Here is a 16,591-nt window from a genome sequence, read left to right as displayed (position 1 = left end):
GCACGGGCCGCCTTACCACCGCCCTCACCATCCTCCGAGGAGAGCCGCAATGGTGTACGCGCAGCCAGGATCCGAAGGCAGCATCGTCGACTTCGCCCGCCGCTACGACAACTTCATCGGCGGTGACTGGGTCGCCCCGGTCGACGGCCGCTACTTCGACAACACCTCACCGGTGACCGGCAAGGTGTTCTGCGAGGTCGCCCGCTCCTCCGCCGCCGACGTCGAGCTCGCGCTGGACGCCGCGCACGCCGCGGCGGACCGCTGGGGCCGCACCTCGACCGCGGAGCGCGCCAGGCTCCTCAACCGGATCGCCGACCGGATCGAGGAGAACCTCGAGCGGATCGCCGTCGCCGAGACCTGGGAGAACGGCAAGCCGGTCCGGGAGACGCTGAACGTCGACATCCCGCTCGCCGTGGACCACTTCCGCTACTTCGCGGGCGTGGTGCGCAGCCAGGAGGGCACCATCGGCGAGATCGACGAGGACACGATCGCCTACCACTTCCACGAGCCGCTCGGCGTGGTCGGCCAGATCATCCCGTGGAACTTCCCGATCCTGATGGCCGCCTGGAAGCTCGCCCCGGCGCTCGCGGCGGGCAACTGCGTGGTCATCAAGCCGGCCGAGCAGACCCCGGTCAGCCTGCTGAAGGTCGTCGAGCTGATCGCCGACCTGCTGCCGCCGGGCGTCCTCAACGTGGTCAACGGCTTCGGCGTCGAGGCGGGCAAGCCGCTGGCCTCCAGCCCGCGCATCGCCAAGATCGCCTTCACCGGCGAGACCACCACCGGCCGCCTGATCATGCAGTACGCGTCCGAGAACATCATCCCGGTGACGCTGGAGCTGGGCGGCAAGAGCCCCAACATCTTCCTGGACGACGTCCTGGCCGCCGACGACGCCTACCTGGACAAGGCCGTCGAGGGCTTCGTGATGTTCGCGGTCAACCAGGGCGAGGTGTGCACCTGCCCCTCCCGCGCCCTGATCGCCTCCTCGATCTACGACGAGTTCATGGCCCGTGCCCTGGCGCGCACCAAGGCCATCAAGGGCGGCGACCCGCTCGACCCCGAGACCATGATCGGCGCGCAGGCCAGCAACGACCAGTTCGAGAAGATCCTTTCCTACATCGACATCGGCAAGCAGGAGGGCGCCGAGCTGCTCACCGGCGGCGGGGCGCGCACGGTGCCCGGTCTGGAGGGCGGCTTCTACGTCGAGCCGACCGTCTTCAAGGGCACCAACGACATGCGGATCTTCCAGGAGGAGATCTTCGGCCCGGTCGTCTCGGTCACCACCTTCGACTCCCCCGAGGAAGCCGCGAAGATCGCCAACGACACCCTCTACGGCCTCGGCGCGGGCGTGTGGTCCCGCAACGGCAACCTCGCCTACCGGCTCGGTCGCGAGATCAAGGCCGGACGCGTGTGGACCAACTGCTACCACGCCTACCCCGCCCACGCGGCGTTCGGCGGCTACAAGGGCTCAGGCATCGGCCGCGAGACCCACAAGATGATGCTCGACCACTACCAGCAGACGAAGAACCTGCTGGTCAGCTACTCGGAGCAGAAGCTCGGCTTCTTCTAGGACGCAGACGGAGGGGGCGCCTGACCGGCCGACTGCCGGACAGGCGCCCTTTCCGGCGTGCCGGGTTCGCGTCGACTCCTGGCAGGCGACTGGCCCCCGTTGGCGCCGCAAGGCTTCCGGCAGCCAGCGATGGGCGACAAGCTGAGCGGCGGCACCGCCGTGCCATGACAGGGCCGGTCCCGCCGCTCCCCCGGCGGGACCGGCCCTCGCGCAGGACCGTCGTCTACAGCGGACCGGGCGGGAGCCCGTAGGTGCGGGCGGCGGTGCCCGCCAGGATGTCCCCCTGTTCGGCCGGGGTGAGACCGGCGATCAGGGCGCGGGCCGCCCCGAGGACGTCGGCGTAGCCGGCGGCGAGCCGGCACACCGGCCAGTCGGAGCCGAACATCACCCGCTCGGGACCGAAGGCGTTCAGGACGGTGTCCGCGTACGGCGCGAGGTCGTCGACGGTCCAGGACGCCCAGTCGGCCTCCGTGACCATGCCGGAGAGTTTGCACACGGTGTTGGGCAGGGCCGCGGGCCGGTGCACCTCCTCTGCCCAGGGGTGGAGCCCGCCGGAGGCGATGGGGGGCTTGGCCAGGTGGTCCAGGACGAAGGTGAGGCCCGGCAGACGCCGCGCCGCCTCGACGGCCGCGGGGAGCTGGTGCGGCTTGACCAGCAGGTCGTAGACGAGTCCGGCGTCGGCGACGGCGGACAGTCCGCGCAGGACGTCGGGGCGCAGCAGCCAGCGGGGGTCGGGCTCGCCCTGCACCAGGTGGCGGATTCCCACCAGGTGTTCGCCGCCGGGCGATTCGCGCAGCGCGGCCAGGGCGTCGGCGATGTCCGGGGCGGTCAGGTCGGTCCAGCCGACGACCCCGGCGACCAGGTCGCTGCCGGCCGCCAGGACCAGGAACTCCGGGGTCTCCTCCGCGACGGCGACCGTCTGGACGAGCACGGTGGCGGTGACGCCGGCGGCACGGGCCTCGGGTTCGAGGTGGGCGAGGGTGAAGTCCCGGCGCAGTGGGGCCAGTTCCGCTTCGCCGAGCCAGTCCTGGTCGCGGACGGCGAGGTCCCAGACGTGGTGGTGCGAATCGATGACGGCCGGCCCGTCCGGCACGGTGCTCACAACTCCCACACCACGGGGAGCGAGGCGTCGGCGCCCGCGGCGGAGTAGTCGTGGACGACCTCCAGCAGGTCGGCCGTCCGGGCCTGCCGGGCGATGTTGACGGGCAGCTTCTCCAGTTCGGCGATCATCGCGGAGTAGTCCTCGGTCTCCAGGAGGTGGAAGAGGTGGGTGCCGCCGCGCCAGATGGTCCAGGCGGTGACGCCGGCCGCGCGGATGGCGGCGGTCAGTTCCGCGGGGACCTCCCGGTGGGCGGCCTCGTACTCCTCGACGCGGTCGGCGCGGACCTCGGTGTGCAGGGCGATCCTCACCTCGGCTCCTTCGGCGGCGGGGCTTGTCCGGCGGCCGGTCCGAGCGTGGGGACCGGCGTGTCGTGGTCCAGCAGACCTTCCGCGCGCAGGTCGTCCCAGACGGCGTCCGGAACGGCGCACCGCAGCAGGTCCACGGCGTCGCGCACCTCGTCGGCGGAGCGGGCGCCGGTCAGCACCGCGGCCACGGCCGGATGGCCGAAGGGGAAGCGCAGGGCGGCGGCGCGCAGCGGCACACCATGACGTTCGGTGACCGCCTTCAGCCGCAGCGCCCGGTCGAGCACGGCCTCGGGCGCGGGCGCGTAGTCGTATGCGGCGCCCGGTCTCGGGTCGGCCAGCAGACCGGAGTTGAAGACGCCGCCGATGAGGACGCCGCGGCCGCGGGCGGCGGCCGCGGGCAGCACGTCGGCGAGGCCCTCCTGTTCGAGGAGGGTGTAGCGGCCGGCCAGCAGGACGACGTCGATGTCGGTCTCGCGCAGGAACCGGGCGGGGACGGCGCACTGGTTCATGCCGATGCCGATCGCGCCGACGACGCCTTCGCCGCGCCGTCGTTCCAGGGCCGGGTACGCCTCGCGCAGTGCCTGGTCGGCGTGGTCGTCGGGGTCGTGCAGCAGGACCATGTCCACCCGGTCCAGGCCGAGCCGGGCGAGGCTGGCCTCCAGTGAGCGCAGGACGCCGTCGGCGCTGAAGTCCCAGACGCGGCGGTGGGTCGCCGGTACGGCGAAGCCGTTCGCCAGGTCGTCGCCGCCGCCGCCGTCGTCCGGCACCAGCAGGCGTCCCACCTTCGTCGAGACGGTGTAGGCCTCCCGGGGCCGGCCGCGCAGGGCTGCGCCCAGGCGGCGTTCGGACAGGCCGAGTCCGTAGTGGGGCGCGGTGTCGAAGGCCCGGATGCCCGCGTCCCAGGCGGCCTCCAGGGTCGCGGCGGCCGCCTCGTCGGTGACGGGGCGGTAGAGGTTGCCGATGCCGGCGGCCCCGAACGCCAGCCCGGTCACCCGGACTCCGGAGCCGCCCAGCGCCGTCGTCCTCACGAGCCGGCCGCCGGACGCAGCCGGAGCCCCTGCATCCCGCCGTCCACCGCGAGGGCCGTGCCGGTGACGGACGCGGCGGCGGGACTCGCCAGATAGACGACGGCCGCCGCCACCTCTTCCGCGGTGACCAGGCGCCCCATCGGCTGACGCGCGTTCAGGGCGGCGCGCTCGGCCTCGGGGTCGTCGGCGGCGTCGAGCAGCCGTGCGATCCAGGGGGTGTCGGCGGTTCCGGGGTTGACGCAGTTGACCCGGATTCCCTCGCGGACGTGGTCCGCGGCCATGGCCAGGGTCAGCGCGAGGACCGCGCCCTTGCTGGCGGAGTACAGGGCACGCTGCGGGAGCCCGGCGGTGGCCGCGATCGAGCAGGTGTTGACGATCGCCGCGTGCGGCGAGCGCCGCAGATGCGGCAGGGCGGCCCGGCTGGTGCGCACCATGCCGAGGAGGTTCACGTCCAGGACGCGGTGCCACTGCTCGTCGGGGTTGTCCTCGACGGTGCCCTGCGCGCCGATCCCGGCGTTGTTGACGAGGATGTCGAGGCCGCCGAGCCGCTCGGCCGCGTCGGCGACGGCCCCGCGCACCGCGGCGTCGTCGGTGACGTCGGCCTTCAGGGCGAGCAACGGGGCGGGCACGCCGGAGGGGTCCAGGTCGAGCACGGCCACCGCGGCGCCCTGGCCGGCGAGCATCCGGGCCGCGGCGAGACCGATGCCGGAGGCGCCGCCCGTGACGATCGCCTTCAGGCCTGTCAGACCGGTCATGCGCGCTCCTCCTGCTCCGCGAGGTCGGCTGCCCAGAACGTGCCGTCCGGGTAACGGTATGCGGTGACGGATTCGGGGCGCATGGTGGCGGAGAAGCCAGGGGCGAGCGGCGCGGTGTAATGGCCTTCGCGCATGACGACCGGTGCGGTGAAGTGCTCGTGGAGGTGGTCGACGTACTCGATGACCCGGTCCTCGGTGGTGCCGGACAGCGTCAGGTAGTCGAACATGGACAGGTGCTGCACGAGTTCGCACAGGCCCACCCCGCCGGCGTGCGGGCAGACCGGGACTCCGAACTTCGCGGCGAGGAGCAGGATGGCCAGGTTCTCGTTGACCCCGCCGACCCGCGCCGCGTCGATCTGGAGCACGTCGACGGCACCGGCCTGCAGCAGCTGCTTGAAGACGACGCGGTTCTGCACGTGCTCCCCGGTGGCGACCTTGACCGGCGCGACCGCCGCCCGGACCGTGGCGTGTCCGAGGACGTCGTCGGGGCTGGTGGGTTCCTCGATCCAGTACGGGTCGAATCCGGCGAGCGCGGTGGTCCATTCGACCGCCTCGGCGACGTTCCAGCGCTGGTTCGCGTCGATCGCGATGCGCACGCCGTCGCCGACGGCGGCCCGGGCGGTGCGCAGGCGCCTGATGTCGTCGTCCAGGTCGGCGCCGACCTTCAGCTTGATCTGGGTGAAGCCGTCGGCGACGGCCTGCTTGGCCAGCCGGGTGAGCTTCTCGTCCGGGTAGCCGAGCCAGCCCGGTGACGTGGTGTAGCCGGGGTAGCCGTGTTCCAGCAGGACGGATTCCCGGTCCGCCAGTCCGGCGCGGCCCTCGCGCAGCAGGGCGAGGGCCTCCTCGGGGGTGAGGGCGTCGGCGATGTAGCGGAAGTCGACCTGCGAGACCAGCCATTCCGGATCGGCATGGGCCAGCAGGCGCCACAACGGCTGTCCGGCCCGCTTCGCGGCGAGGTCCCAGGCGGCGTTGACGACCGCCCCGATCGCCATGTGCATCACCCCCTTCTCGGGTCCCAGCCAACGCAGTTGGCTGTCTCCGATCAGGTCCCGGCTCAGCGTCCCGGGGTCGGCGCACAGTTCGTCCACCGAACGGCCGAGGAGATGGGGGCGGAGGGCCCCGATCGCGGCGACCTGCACGTCGTTGCCGCGTCCGATGGTGAAGGTGAAGCCGTGCCCTTCGAGGCCGTCGCCGGCGTCGGTGCGCAGGACCACGTACGCGGCCGAGTAGTCGGGGTCCGGATTCATCGCGTCGGAGCCGTCCAGTTCCCGGGAGGTGGGGAAACGGACGTCGAAGGTGTCGACCGCGGTGATCCGGGCGATGGTTGCAGTCACAGAGGTGCCTTTCGCGCAGGCGTGATGGGCTCACGGGCTGGGGGGTCCAGAGCGCGCTCGAACGTCTCACCATGGATTCATCGGAGGAATGACAGCAACGTGACTGTAGACGCACTACGGCCGCCTGGCAACGGACCCCTCGGGCGTGTGCGCCCTGCGAGCCGGCCCGCACACGGGTGACGGCTCGTCATAGTCGTTATTTTTCGGGCTCATTGCGCGCACGAAACCCTGGCATGGAAGAAGCCCCGGCCATCGGCGGCAAATCGTCGCGACGCTCCCCTTGCCAGCATCCGCAAGGCGGCCGTAACGTCCTCGACATCCCGAGATACATCGGAGGAATCACTGCGCCATCCGCCCGGACACCGGGGTCTCGCTGTCCGTCGGCGCGGGCGAGGTGGTCGGGCTCGCCGGCGCGACGGCGAGCGGCAACGTCCGGGTCGGCGAGGCCATCGCCGGTCTGCACCGCGCCGCGGCCGGCACGATCTCGGTCGCCGGCCGGTCCGTCCGCACCGGCAGCATTCCGTCGGCGCTCGCCGCGGGGGTCGGTCTGGTCCCCGAGGACCGGCATCTGCAGGGCCTGGTCAACGGCCGCAGCGTGGCGGAGAACGCCACCTTGACGGTCACCGGCCGACTGGGCCCCTACGGCACGGTCCTTCCCGCCCGCACCCGTTCGTTCGCCCAGCGGATGATCCGCGACCTCGGCATCAAGACGCCGAGCGCGGCCACCCCGGTGTCGGCGCTCTCGGGCGGCAACCAGCAGAAGGTCGTGGTCGCCCGGGCCCTGGCCACCGACCCGCACGTACTGGTGGCCGTCCGCCCCACCAACGGAGTGGACGTCAGGTCCAAGGAGTTCCTGCTGAACCGGATCCGGCAGGTGGCGGACGGCGGCAAGGCCGCGCTGATCGTCTCCGACGAACTGGACGACCTCAGGGCGTGCGACCGGGTCGTCGTCATGTTCCACGGCCGGACGGTCGCCGAGTTCGAGCACGGCTGGAGGGACGAGGAACTGGTCGCCGCCATGGAGGGCGTGGCCGGCAGGCACGGAGCATCCGACACCGAGGAGCACGAAGGGTAGTCATGTCCGCCACCACAGATGTCACCGACTCCACGGCGACCACCTCACAGGCCGTCGCCGGGGACGCCCGGCGCGGGCTCCGCCTCGGCCGCTTCCGTGAACTGTCCCTGATCCCGGCCATCCTCGCCTTGATGGTGATCGGTTTCATCGTCTCGCCGGCCTTCCTCACCGCCGACAATCTCATCGGGGTCGCCCAGCAGTCCACGGAGCTGAGCCTGCTGGTCCTCGCCACCGCGCTGATCCTCGTCTGCGGGCGGATGGACCTCTCCCTGGAGTCCACCATCGGCGTGGCGCCCGTCATCGCGGTCTGGCTGGTGCTGCCGGCCCATGGCGGCCGGTTCAGCGGGCTCGGACTGCTGCCCGAGTGGACTGCCGTACCGCTCTGCCTGCTGGTCGGCGTCGTGATCGGCGCGGTGAACGGCTTCCTGATCCTGAAGCTGCGCCTCAACGGGTTCATCGTCACCCTCGGCATGCTGACCATGCTGCGCGGCCTCCAGGTGGCCCTCTCCCAGGGCCAGTCCATCGTCGAACTGCCCTCCTCCTTCACCTACCTGGGCAGAGCGTCCTGGCTGGGTGCGCCGGCCGCGATCTGGATCTGTGCGGTGCTGTTCGCCCTCGGCGGCAGCGCGCTGGCCTGGCTGCGCCACGGCCGGGCGCTGTACGCGATCGGCGGCAACACGGAAGCGGCTCGCACGGCCGGCATCGAGGTCGACCGGATCGTGTGGGCGGTGCTGGTCCTCGGCAGCCTGCTGGCCGCGTTCGCCGGTGTCCTGTACAGCGGCCACTACGGGTCCATCTCCGCCACCCAGGGCAGCGGCTGGATCTTCCAGGTCTTCGCCGCGACCGTGATCGGCGGGGTCAGCCTCAACGGCGGCAAGGGATCCGTCTTCGGCGCGCTCACCGGCGTACTGACGCTGCAGCTCGTCGTCAACGTCATGACGCTGGCGGGCGTGCCCCCGCTGTGGAACCAGTTCCTCAACGGGGCGATCATCATCGTCGCCCTGGTCATCTCGCGGTTCGCCTCGGGCGAGAAGCAGGAGTGACGGCGGGCCCGGGAGGCATGCTCGTGGTGCTGACGGACGAGGCGCTGAAGCGACGGAACGAACCTGCGGAGAAGCCGGACCGCCCGGCCGCGGTGAGGCGGCCGGACGGTCCGGTGCGGGGGCCGGGGCGGTCCGGTGCGGGGGCCGGGGCGGTCCGGCGCGGGTGTGCCGGGGGAAGCGGCGGTCAGCCGCGCCAGGTGTCGTTCAGCGTGATCACGCCGCTGGACGGGACCGTGGCCGTGCGATTGGAGCCGCTCTCCCAGGTGACCGCGCCGCCGGCGTCCTTGCGGATGTACTTGTACTCGAAGGACGTTCCCGCGGGCATCGACACGTCGAGCTTCCAGACGGGGTAGCTCGCCGGGTCCAGCTTGAGGGCGGCGGAGGTGTCCCAGTTGCCGAGGGCCGAGGTGTTGCCGACGACGTAGATGTTCTCGCCCCACTGGGTGGTGGCGTTGACGTTGAAGGAGGCGCCGGCGGTGGGCGCCGGGTCGGGCGGGGTGGTGGTGTCGCAGTTCTTCGCCCCCACGTGCAGGGCCAGCGCGGTGTTGGCGCCCAGCGTCGCGGTGAACTGCCCGGAGGAGTCGACCGTGACGCCCTTGCCGCTCTGCACGTCGCAGTAGCTGCCGGAGGGCAGGGAGGTCTGGAAGGTACGGGTGAGCGAGGAGCCCTCGTGGTTGATGGCGACGTACGCCTTGTCGCCGCGGCCGAACGCGATCTGGTTGCCGCCGTTGTCCCACCAGTTGGTCACCGAGGTGCCGGCGGCGGTGTTGCGGAACTTGACCATGCTCGCGATCTCGCGCCAGGCGTGCTGGCACTTCCAGCCGTCGGTGTAGCAGGCGTTCACCTGGCCGTTGTTCGGCCCGCCGGCGTCGGTGTTGGTGAACTCGTATCCGGAGTGCACGTCGGGCGAGCCGTAGGGCCAGGCCAGCATGAACACGTGGGCCAGGGTGTAGTTGGCGCCGTCCTTGTAGGTGAGGGTGCCGCCGTTGCGTTCGGTGTCGTGGTTGGTGACGAAGACGGACGCCTTGCCGCTGGGGACGTAGCCCCAGGCCTCGCCGAAGTTCTTCAGCTCGGCGAGCTTCTCGTTGTTGAAGACCCGCTTGAGGTCGTAGCCGTAGTGGAACTCCTGGACGTCGCCGGTGTTGTAGTACTCCGACGGCTGGACCGCCTCGCCGGAGGCGCCGATGGTCTCCTGCTTCCAGTACACGCCCGGGTTGCTCAGGCGGGACTTGATGTTGGCGAGGTCGTCCTCGGCGATGTGCTTGGCGGCGTCGATGCGGAAGCCGTCGACGCCGAGGGAGAGCAGGTCGTTCAGGTAGCCGGCGATGGTCTTGCGGACGTACTCCTCACCGGTGTCGAGGTCGGGCAGGCCCACCAGTTCGCAGTGCTGGACGTTCCAGCGGTCGGCGTAGTTGGTGATGTTGGCCGTGCAGTCGTCCATGTCGGCGGCGGAGTACGTGCCGGGGTAGTCGTACTTGGTGAAGGACGACCCGGCGGTGCCCGTGCCGGAGGCGTTCGCCATGTGGTTGATCACGCTGTCGACGACCACCTTGACGCCCGCCGCGTGGCAGGTGTCGACCATGCTCTTGAAGGCCGAGCGGTCGCCGAGCTTGGTGCCGATCTTGTAGCTGACCGGCTGGTAGGCCGTCCACCAGGTGCTGCCCTGGATGTGCTCGTTGGGCGGGGAGACCTGGACGTACCCGTACCCGTCGGGGCCCAGCTCGTCCGTGCAGGCCTTCGCGACGGACGCGAAGTTCCATTCGAACATCACCGCGGTGACGTCCTTGCCGCCGGGCGCGCTTGCCTGCGCCGGCGTCGGTGCCGTGACGGCCACAGCGGCTCCCGCCACCAGGGCGAGTGCAGCTGCCACGGTCTTTCTGGCCATGTTTTCTCCAGTTCCGGAGGGGGGTGATACCGGAGGCGGCCTCGTGTGACAACGCGCCGTGCCAGGGAAGGCCTCGTCGATGGTTCTTGCTGCAAGAAATTTCGTCGAGACCGTAAGTCGTGGGTTACCGAAGGTCAACCCTTCTCGCAGAAAACGGAGTTGACCAGGCAACAGTTGAACGCGGCACGTGAAAGCTCTTTCGCAAGGATTGCATCGGTGTTACTTTCAACCGACTCCGGCCCCGGCCGCGGGGTGCGCGCAGGCCGCGCCCCCGACGCGCCCGGCCGTCCGGGCCGGAGCTTCGACCGCGGACCATGAACCCGGCTCGCCGCTCCGGAACCGGGCGGGTCCTACCGGGGGTCCCCGGGCCGGACGAGGCCGACACGGTGTCCGAGGCCGGCGGCCGACGACAGCCGGGAACAGGCGCGGGCCCGGCCGACCGCCTGCGCGTGGCCGACCGCCTGTACGCGCGGGACCGCCTGCGCGTGGCCGTCCGCATGCGCGCGCCCGACCGGCAGCCGTCGGCGACGGCGTTCAGCCGACGGGCGGAGGTGCCCCGTGGCACACGCGGCGCGACGCGCCCGTTCGGCGGCGCACAGAGGCCGGGGGGGCACCAAGTTCCCTGTCCGGGGGCACGGCCCGGACCCGCCGCCGCGGCTCGCGGCCCGCGCCTTCCTAACCCGGCGCGGCGCCGCCGACGTGACTCGGCGACCGGCTGTTCCGGCCGTCAGGCGCCGGCGTCCGCCGCCTGCGCGGCGACGCCGCGGCCGGCTTCCTTCGCCTGGAGAACCGCGTCGGCGAGCAGGTCGAGGACCGGCTCGGGCTGTGTGCCCTCGGGATCGGCGAGCCAGGCCAGGGCGAGGCCGTCGAAGGTGACGGCCACGAGCTGGGCGAGCGCGGCGGCCCGCCCGGGTTCGACGTCCACGAGCAGGGACGCGAGGGTGTGCGCCGCCAGGTCCCGGTAGCTGCGGTACTGGCGCCTGGCCAGTTCGCGCATGGACGGGTTCCGCAGCGCGAGCGCGGTGAGTTCGTAGTACCCGAGCTGGGTGCCGGGGTCGTCGCCGGACACCTCGGCCCACGCGGCGCGCAGGCCCGCCCGCAGGTCCTCGGGCGTGACGACGCCGTCCAGCCGGTCACCCGCGGCGACCGACTTCCGCAGGCGCTCGACGATGGCGAGGACCACGTCCTGGAGCAGTTCGTTCTTGTCGGTGAACCAGTAGTGGACGGTGCCCTGCGGAACGCCGGCCTCTTCGGCGATCTTGCGGGTCGTGGCCGCGGCGACGCCCTCCCGGCCGATGACCCGGATGGCCGCCGTGACGAGCTCCTCGCTCGTGGCGCGCTGCGCGCGACGGCGCCTGCTCGGCGACTGCCCGGACTCGACGGGTTCGGCATCCATGGGCCTCAGTCTCGCACGGCGTCTCGATTTGGTCACGCTACCAAGATATTTGGTCAGCCGACCAACCGCCGCGTACGCTCACGCCCAACCTCGCCGAGGAGCAGCAGCAGCAGGAGGAGACACCGTGAGACGATCAGCAGGGCGAACGTTCCGCACCCACCACAGGCGCGCCCGAAGCGGGCAAGGGCCGAGCGCGCCGCGTACTGTCCACCCGCCGGGTGGTCTTCCTTGTCATCGCCGCCGCGGCCCCCATGGCCGCCATTTCCGGCAACGCACCCCTCGCACTCGTCCGCGGCAACGGCATATCGCTGCCCGCCGCGTACATCCTGGCGGCCGCGGTCCTGCTGTGCTTCGCCGTCGGATACTCGGCGATGAGCAGCCGTGTCGTGAACGACGGCGCGTTCTACGTCTTCGTCGCCCGCGGCCTCGGCAAGCAGGCCGGCGTCGCCACCGCGTACATCGCCGCCCTGGGCTACCTCTCGCTCGCGGTCGGGATGGCGGCGGTGTTCGGGTACTTCACCTCCCTGGTCTTCGCCCAGTCCGGGGTCGACGTCCCGTGGGGCGTGTTCACCGCGGCCGGGGTGGTGGTCGTGGCCGCGTTCGGGCACCGCAGCGCGGACGTCTCGGCACGCTTCCTCGGCATCCTCATGGCCCTGGAATTCGCGGTCCTGCTCGTCCTCGACGTCCTCGTCGTCGGGCACAAGGGCGGCGCCGCGTTCCCGGCCGAGTCGTTCTCGGCGGGCCAGTTGTTCGGCGGCTCGCTCGGCATCGCGCTGATGTTCGCCTTCACGAGCTTCGTGGGCTTCGAGTCGGCGGCCCTGTACGGGGAGGAGACCGGAGACCCGGTGCGCAGCATCCCGCGCGCACTGTACATCTCGGTGACCTCGATCGCCGTCTTCTACGTGCTCACCGCGTGGATCGTGATCGGCGGCGCCGGCGGCACCGCGGCGCCGGAGCGGGCCCGCAAGGATCTGGGGAACCTGGTCTTCACCCTCGCCCAGCAGTACGGCGGGACCGTGCTGCTCGACGCCTGCGCGGTGCTGCTGTGCATGAGCGTCCTCGCCTCCTGGATCGCGCTGCACAACGCCGCGAGCCGCTACCTGTTCGCGCTCGGCTGGGAGCAGGTCGCGCCGCGGGCCCTCGGCCGCTACCACCCGGTGCACCAGAGCCCGCACATCGGCAGCACCGTCGTCACCGCCGTCACGGTCGGCGTCGTCGGCGTGATGGGTCTGGCGGGCGCGGACCCCTACGAGACGATCGCCGCGGCGGTCGTCGGCCTGGGCACGCTGTCGATCGTCCTCGTCCAGGCCTGCACGGCGCTGGCGGTCGCGCTGTTCTTCCGCGGCCGCGGCGACCGGCGGCCGTTCTCCGGCGTCGTAGCGCCGGTGGTCGGCGCGCTCGGACTCGGGACGGCGTTCGTCCTGGCCTCCACGAACTACGAGACCCTGACCGGCTCGGACAACGTGATCGTCAACGCCGTTCCGCTGCTGATCGCCGTCACGGCCGCCGCCGGTGTCGCCGCCGCGCTGCGACTGCGCTCCCGGCGCCCGCTCGCCTACACCCAACTGGCCGGCACCAAGAACCGGCACCGCCCCGACCGGCGCACCCCGGACGAGCGGCCGGCGTACACCCGGCGCTACTGCGTCGTCGGCGCCGGACCGTCCGGGATGATCATGGCGCGCAACCTGCTGCGCGAAGGTGTGCCGTTCGACTGGTACGAGCGCAGTCCGGACTTCGGCGGGATCTGGGACCCCGACTTCGCCGGCAGCCCGATGTACGACAGCTGCCACTTCATCAGCTCCAAGTACACCAGCGGCTTCTACGGCGCGCCCATGCCCGCGCACTTCCCGGACTACCCGCGCTGGCGGGAGATCCGCGACTACATCAGGGACTTCGGCCGCCAGTACGACCTCCACCGGCACGTCCGCTTCAGCACCGAGGTCACGTCCGCCGAGCCGATCGCCGACGACCGGTGGCGGGTCACGCTCTCCGACGGCACGGTCCGCGAGTACGACGGGCTCGTCTGCTGCCCCGGCGTCACCTGGCACCCCAACGAGGTCACCCTGCCCGGACAGGAGGTCTTCCGCGGCACGATCAGGCACTCGGTCACCTTCCGGGACGGCCTGGAGTTCCGCGGCAAGCGGGTGCTCATCGTGGGCGCCGGCAACTCCGGCGTCGACATCGCCTGCGACGCCGCACGGCACGCGGAGACGGCGTACCTGTCGGTGCGGCGCGGCTACCGGTTCGTGCCCAAGCACGTCGCCGGTCTGCCGACCGACGCCCTGCTCACCGGGAAGCTCGACCCGCCGAAGGGTGTCGTGCTCTCCAGCGACGTCAACGCGATGCTCGACTCGCTCGTCGGCGACCTGACCCGCTTCGGACTCCCGGCGCCGGACCACGACGCGCTGAGCAGCCACCCCATCATGAACACCCAGGTGCTGCACCACCTCGCGCACGGCGACCTGGTCGCCAGGCCGGACATCGCGCGCCTGACCGAGACCGGCGTCGTGTTCGCCGACGGCAGCGAGGCCGAGGTCGACGAGATCCTCCTCGCGACCGGCTACGAGTACCGGATGCCGTTCCTCGACCAGGGACTGCTGGAGTGGAAGCACGGCCACCCGCAGCTGTACCTCAACGTCTTCTCGCGGGAGCTGGACTCCCTGTACGTGCTGGGCTTCGTCGAGTTCGCGGACGCCGCGTACAAGCGGTTCGACGAGATGGCCCAGCTCATCATGATCGACATTAACGCCCGGGAGACCGGCGTCCGCAAGGACGAGCTGGCCGGGCTCAAGCGCACCGACACCCCGGACCTGCGCGGTGGCGTCAAGTACGTCGACAGCCCGCGGCACACCAACTACGTCGAGCGCTCCACGTACATGGCCTACCTCGCGCAGTTCCGCGACCGGTTCGGCTGGCACGACGTCGACGACCACACCTACGACGGCCTGCGCGCCGACGCGCCGGCCGGCACCTCCCCGGCCTCCCCGGCCTCCCCGGCCTCCTCGGACTCCTCGACATCCCCGACCTCCTCGAACCGCACGTCCGAACCGCCGAAGGAGCCCACCCATGTCTGACCGTCCGTTCCTCGCGCTCGTCACCGGCGCGGCCGGCGGGATCGGCGAGGCCGTCTGCGCCCGGCTCGCCGCACGGGGCGGCACCCTGCTGTGCGTCGAGCGGGACGAGACACTCGCGCGGAAAGCGGCCCTGGCGGCCGGAGCGGACGCCGTCCCCGTCGCCTGCGACCTGTCCGACCGGGACGCGGTGGCGGCGCTGTGCGCACGGGTCGAGGAGGACTGGGCCGACCGGCTGGAACTGGTCTTCCTGAACGCCGGCGTGATCGTCCCCGGAGACGTCGTGGACTCCCCGGCCGCCCGGCTCCGCCTCCAGCTCGACGTCATGCTCGGGTCCGTCACAGAGCTCGCGGCGTCCGCGGCCCGCGTCATGAAGGCGCGTGGCCGGGGGCACATCGTCGCCACGGTGTCGACGGGCGGCATTCTCGCGCTCCCCGGTTCGGCGGCGTACTCGGCGGCCAAGGCGGGGCTGCGCGCCTACCTCGCGGCGCTGAGCGCCGAACTGCGCGGGAGCGGGGTCGCGGTCAGCGGCATCTACCCGAGCGCCGTCGACACCCCGATGCTGCTCCACGAGGCGACCCACGACGGCAGCCTGCTCAACTTCCTGGGCAAGGTGAGCACGGCCGACGACGTCGCGCGGGTCTTCGAGCGCGCGCTGCGCCGGCGCCGCCTCGAGCACTACCTTCCGTACAGCGACTCGGTCCTGTGCCGGATCCTCGAGTCGTTCCCGTGGGTGGTGCCGCACCTGCTGGGCCCGGCGGAGGCGATCGGCCGGCGGGGGCGCGCGAAGTACCTGGCGGGCAAGGGGATCCCACAAGGATGAGACCGTCGCCCGTGGAGGCCGGCCCACCCGGCCTCCACGGGCGACGGGCCCGTGTGAGCATGAGAACCGCCCGCCGTACGGAGAACACAGAAGAGCCGTACGGAGAACACAGAAGAGAAGAGAGAGGGCGCATGCGCCGAGACAGCCGCCGCGCAGCCGAGGACCGGCACGACGTGCTGAGGGTCGTCACCGGCCGGTCACGTGACGGCAGCAGGCCCGGCGAACGCCGCGACGGCCTGCGCCTGGCCCTGGTCATCGAGGGCGGCGGCATGCGCGGGACCATCTCCGCGGGAATGGCCCTCGCCCTGCACGAGGCGGGGTTGACGGACGTGTTCGACGCCGTCTACGGGGCCTCCGCGGGGGCCATCACGGGCGCCTGGCTGCTCAGCAGCACCCCGGAGAGCCTGACGGGATGGGCGGAACCCGCCTACGCGAGGGCGATGATCCGCCCGTCCAACCTGTGGCGCGGGCGTCCCGTGGTCGACGTGCGCAACCTGGTCGAGCACCTGTACCGCGAGGTGGCCCGCATGGACTTCGAGTCCATCCTGGCCAACCCGGTGGAGTACCACCCGCTCGCCACCGACGCGCACACCGGCGTCTCGACCGACCTGCGCCCGTTCCTGGCGGGCCCCGTCGAGTTGCGGCTGGCGCTGCGCGCCAGCGCGGCCCTGCCGTTCCTCGCGGGCCCGCCCGTCGAACTGGGCGGGCGGGTCTTCTACGACGCCGGGCTCGCCGAGTCGATCCCCTACCGCACCGCCCTGGCCCAGGGCGCGACGCATGTTCTCGTGCTGCGCTCCCGACCGGCGCCGCAGCCGCCCGCCGCGGGCCCCGGCGCCGCGGTGACCGTACGTCCCTCCTTCGGGGCGCGGGTGGTCACCGCGACCGCCCTGCGGGGCTACCCCAAGGCGCTCCACGACGTCTTCCACGCCCGCGACAGCCGGCTGGCCGAGGACGACGCCCTTCTCGCCGCCTACGACCGGTCGGGACTGCCCGCCGCGGCGCCGCCGGACGCGGCACCGCGGACGGAGCGGGCGGAGCGGGCGGATCCGGCCGTCCTCTCCGTCCGTCCGGCCCTGGACTCACCACGGGTCGGACGCCTCACCCGTGACGGACAGACGCTGAAGGCCGCCCTCGAAGCGGGACGCATGGCCGTCGCACGCCTTCTGGCGTGACAGGCGCGGCGTCCCGGTCTCCGCCCCGCGCGCGA

12 protein-coding genes and 1 pseudogene are annotated in these 16,591 nt (G+C 71.9%); 6 read left to right on the top strand and 7 right to left on the bottom strand.

Annotation, left to right across the window (positions count from 1 at the left end):
- Positions 1–49 precede the first annotated feature (49 nt).
- Positions 50–1,567, top strand: coding sequence for an aldehyde dehydrogenase (gene adh, locus ACH4ZX_RS01125; protein WP_398265499.1), 1,518 nt, complete (start codon positions 50–52; stop codon positions 1,565–1,567).
- Positions 1,568–1,790: 223 nt separating this feature from the next.
- Here adh and ACH4ZX_RS01120 read toward each other — a convergent pair whose 3' ends face one another.
- From ACH4ZX_RS01120 to ACH4ZX_RS01100, 5 genes are read right to left on the bottom strand one after another with little or no spacing between them, the layout of a single operon-like run.
- Positions 1,791–2,669, bottom strand: coding sequence for an amidohydrolase family protein (locus ACH4ZX_RS01120; protein WP_398265496.1), 879 nt, complete (start codon positions 2,667–2,669; stop codon positions 1,791–1,793).
- Positions 2,666–2,977, bottom strand: a complete 312-nt coding sequence (locus ACH4ZX_RS01115) for an L-rhamnose mutarotase (protein ID WP_398265493.1) — start codon at positions 2,975–2,977, stop codon at positions 2,666–2,668. Before ACH4ZX_RS01115 ends, ACH4ZX_RS01120 begins: the two co-directional genes overlap by 4 nt.
- A complete protein-coding gene (locus ACH4ZX_RS01110) occupies positions 2,974–4,002 on the bottom strand; it encodes an aldo/keto reductase (RefSeq protein WP_398265490.1) in 1,029 nt (342 codons plus the stop codon). The genes ACH4ZX_RS01115 and ACH4ZX_RS01110 overlap by 4 nt, the downstream gene beginning before the upstream one ends.
- Positions 3,999–4,757, bottom strand: coding sequence for an SDR family NAD(P)-dependent oxidoreductase (locus ACH4ZX_RS01105; RefSeq protein ID WP_398265487.1), 759 nt, complete (start codon positions 4,755–4,757; stop codon positions 3,999–4,001). Before ACH4ZX_RS01105 ends, ACH4ZX_RS01110 begins: the two co-directional genes overlap by 4 nt.
- On the bottom strand, positions 4,754–6,091 hold the full coding sequence (locus ACH4ZX_RS01100; protein ID WP_398265484.1) for an L-fuconate dehydratase: 1,338 nt from the start codon (positions 6,089–6,091) through the stop codon (positions 4,754–4,756). The genes ACH4ZX_RS01105 and ACH4ZX_RS01100 overlap by 4 nt, the downstream gene beginning before the upstream one ends.
- A gap of 367 nt (positions 6,092–6,458) precedes the next feature.
- Between ACH4ZX_RS01100 and ACH4ZX_RS01095 the strand changes: the two are divergent.
- Both ACH4ZX_RS01095 and ACH4ZX_RS01090 read left to right on the top strand, forming a co-directional pair.
- Positions 6,459–7,166 (top strand): annotated as a pseudogene (locus tag ACH4ZX_RS01095) (ATP-binding cassette domain-containing protein); the annotation flags it as partial.
- 2 nt (positions 7,167–7,168) lie between these two features.
- Complete coding sequence (locus tag ACH4ZX_RS01090) at positions 7,169–8,209, top strand: ABC transporter permease (RefSeq protein WP_398265481.1); 1,041 nt, start codon at positions 7,169–7,171, stop codon at positions 8,207–8,209.
- A 184-nt stretch (positions 8,210–8,393) separates the two neighbouring features.
- On the opposite strand, the gene ACH4ZX_RS01085 is transcribed toward ACH4ZX_RS01090, so the two are convergent.
- On the bottom strand, positions 8,394–10,094 hold the full coding sequence (locus ACH4ZX_RS01085; RefSeq protein ID WP_398265478.1) for a carbohydrate-binding module family 20 domain-containing protein: 1,701 nt from the start codon (positions 10,092–10,094) through the stop codon (positions 8,394–8,396).
- 727 nt (positions 10,095–10,821) lie between these two features.
- On the bottom strand, positions 10,822–11,490 hold the full coding sequence (locus ACH4ZX_RS01080; RefSeq protein WP_398265475.1) for a TetR/AcrR family transcriptional regulator: 669 nt from the start codon (positions 11,488–11,490) through the stop codon (positions 10,822–10,824).
- A 203-nt stretch (positions 11,491–11,693) separates the two neighbouring features.
- On the opposite strand from ACH4ZX_RS01080, the gene ACH4ZX_RS01075 reads away from it, so the two are divergent.
- The 3 genes from ACH4ZX_RS01075 (at position 11,694) to ACH4ZX_RS01065 (ending at position 16,556) form a co-directional block, all read left to right on the top strand.
- Positions 11,694–14,564: an amino acid permease gene (locus ACH4ZX_RS01075; protein ID WP_398266647.1), complete on the top strand. Its 2,871-nt coding sequence runs from the start codon at positions 11,694–11,696 to the stop codon at positions 14,562–14,564.
- On the top strand, positions 14,557–15,384 hold the full coding sequence (locus ACH4ZX_RS01070) for an SDR family NAD(P)-dependent oxidoreductase (protein ID WP_398265473.1): 828 nt from the start codon (positions 14,557–14,559) through the stop codon (positions 15,382–15,384). Before ACH4ZX_RS01075 ends, ACH4ZX_RS01070 begins: the two co-directional genes overlap by 8 nt.
- A 131-nt stretch (positions 15,385–15,515) precedes the next feature.
- Complete coding sequence (locus ACH4ZX_RS01065; protein WP_398265470.1) at positions 15,516–16,556, top strand: patatin family protein; 1,041 nt, start codon at positions 15,516–15,518, stop codon at positions 16,554–16,556.
- The last annotated feature ends 35 nt before the right edge of the window (positions 16,557–16,591 follow it).

It is taken from the genome of Streptomyces sp. NPDC020490, assembly GCF_044335305.1.
GTDB lineage: Bacteria > Actinomycetota > Actinomycetes > Streptomycetales > Streptomycetaceae > Streptomyces.
The sequence above is the reverse complement of the archived record's forward strand: the minus strand, read 5'-3'. Positions and strand labels throughout refer to the sequence as shown.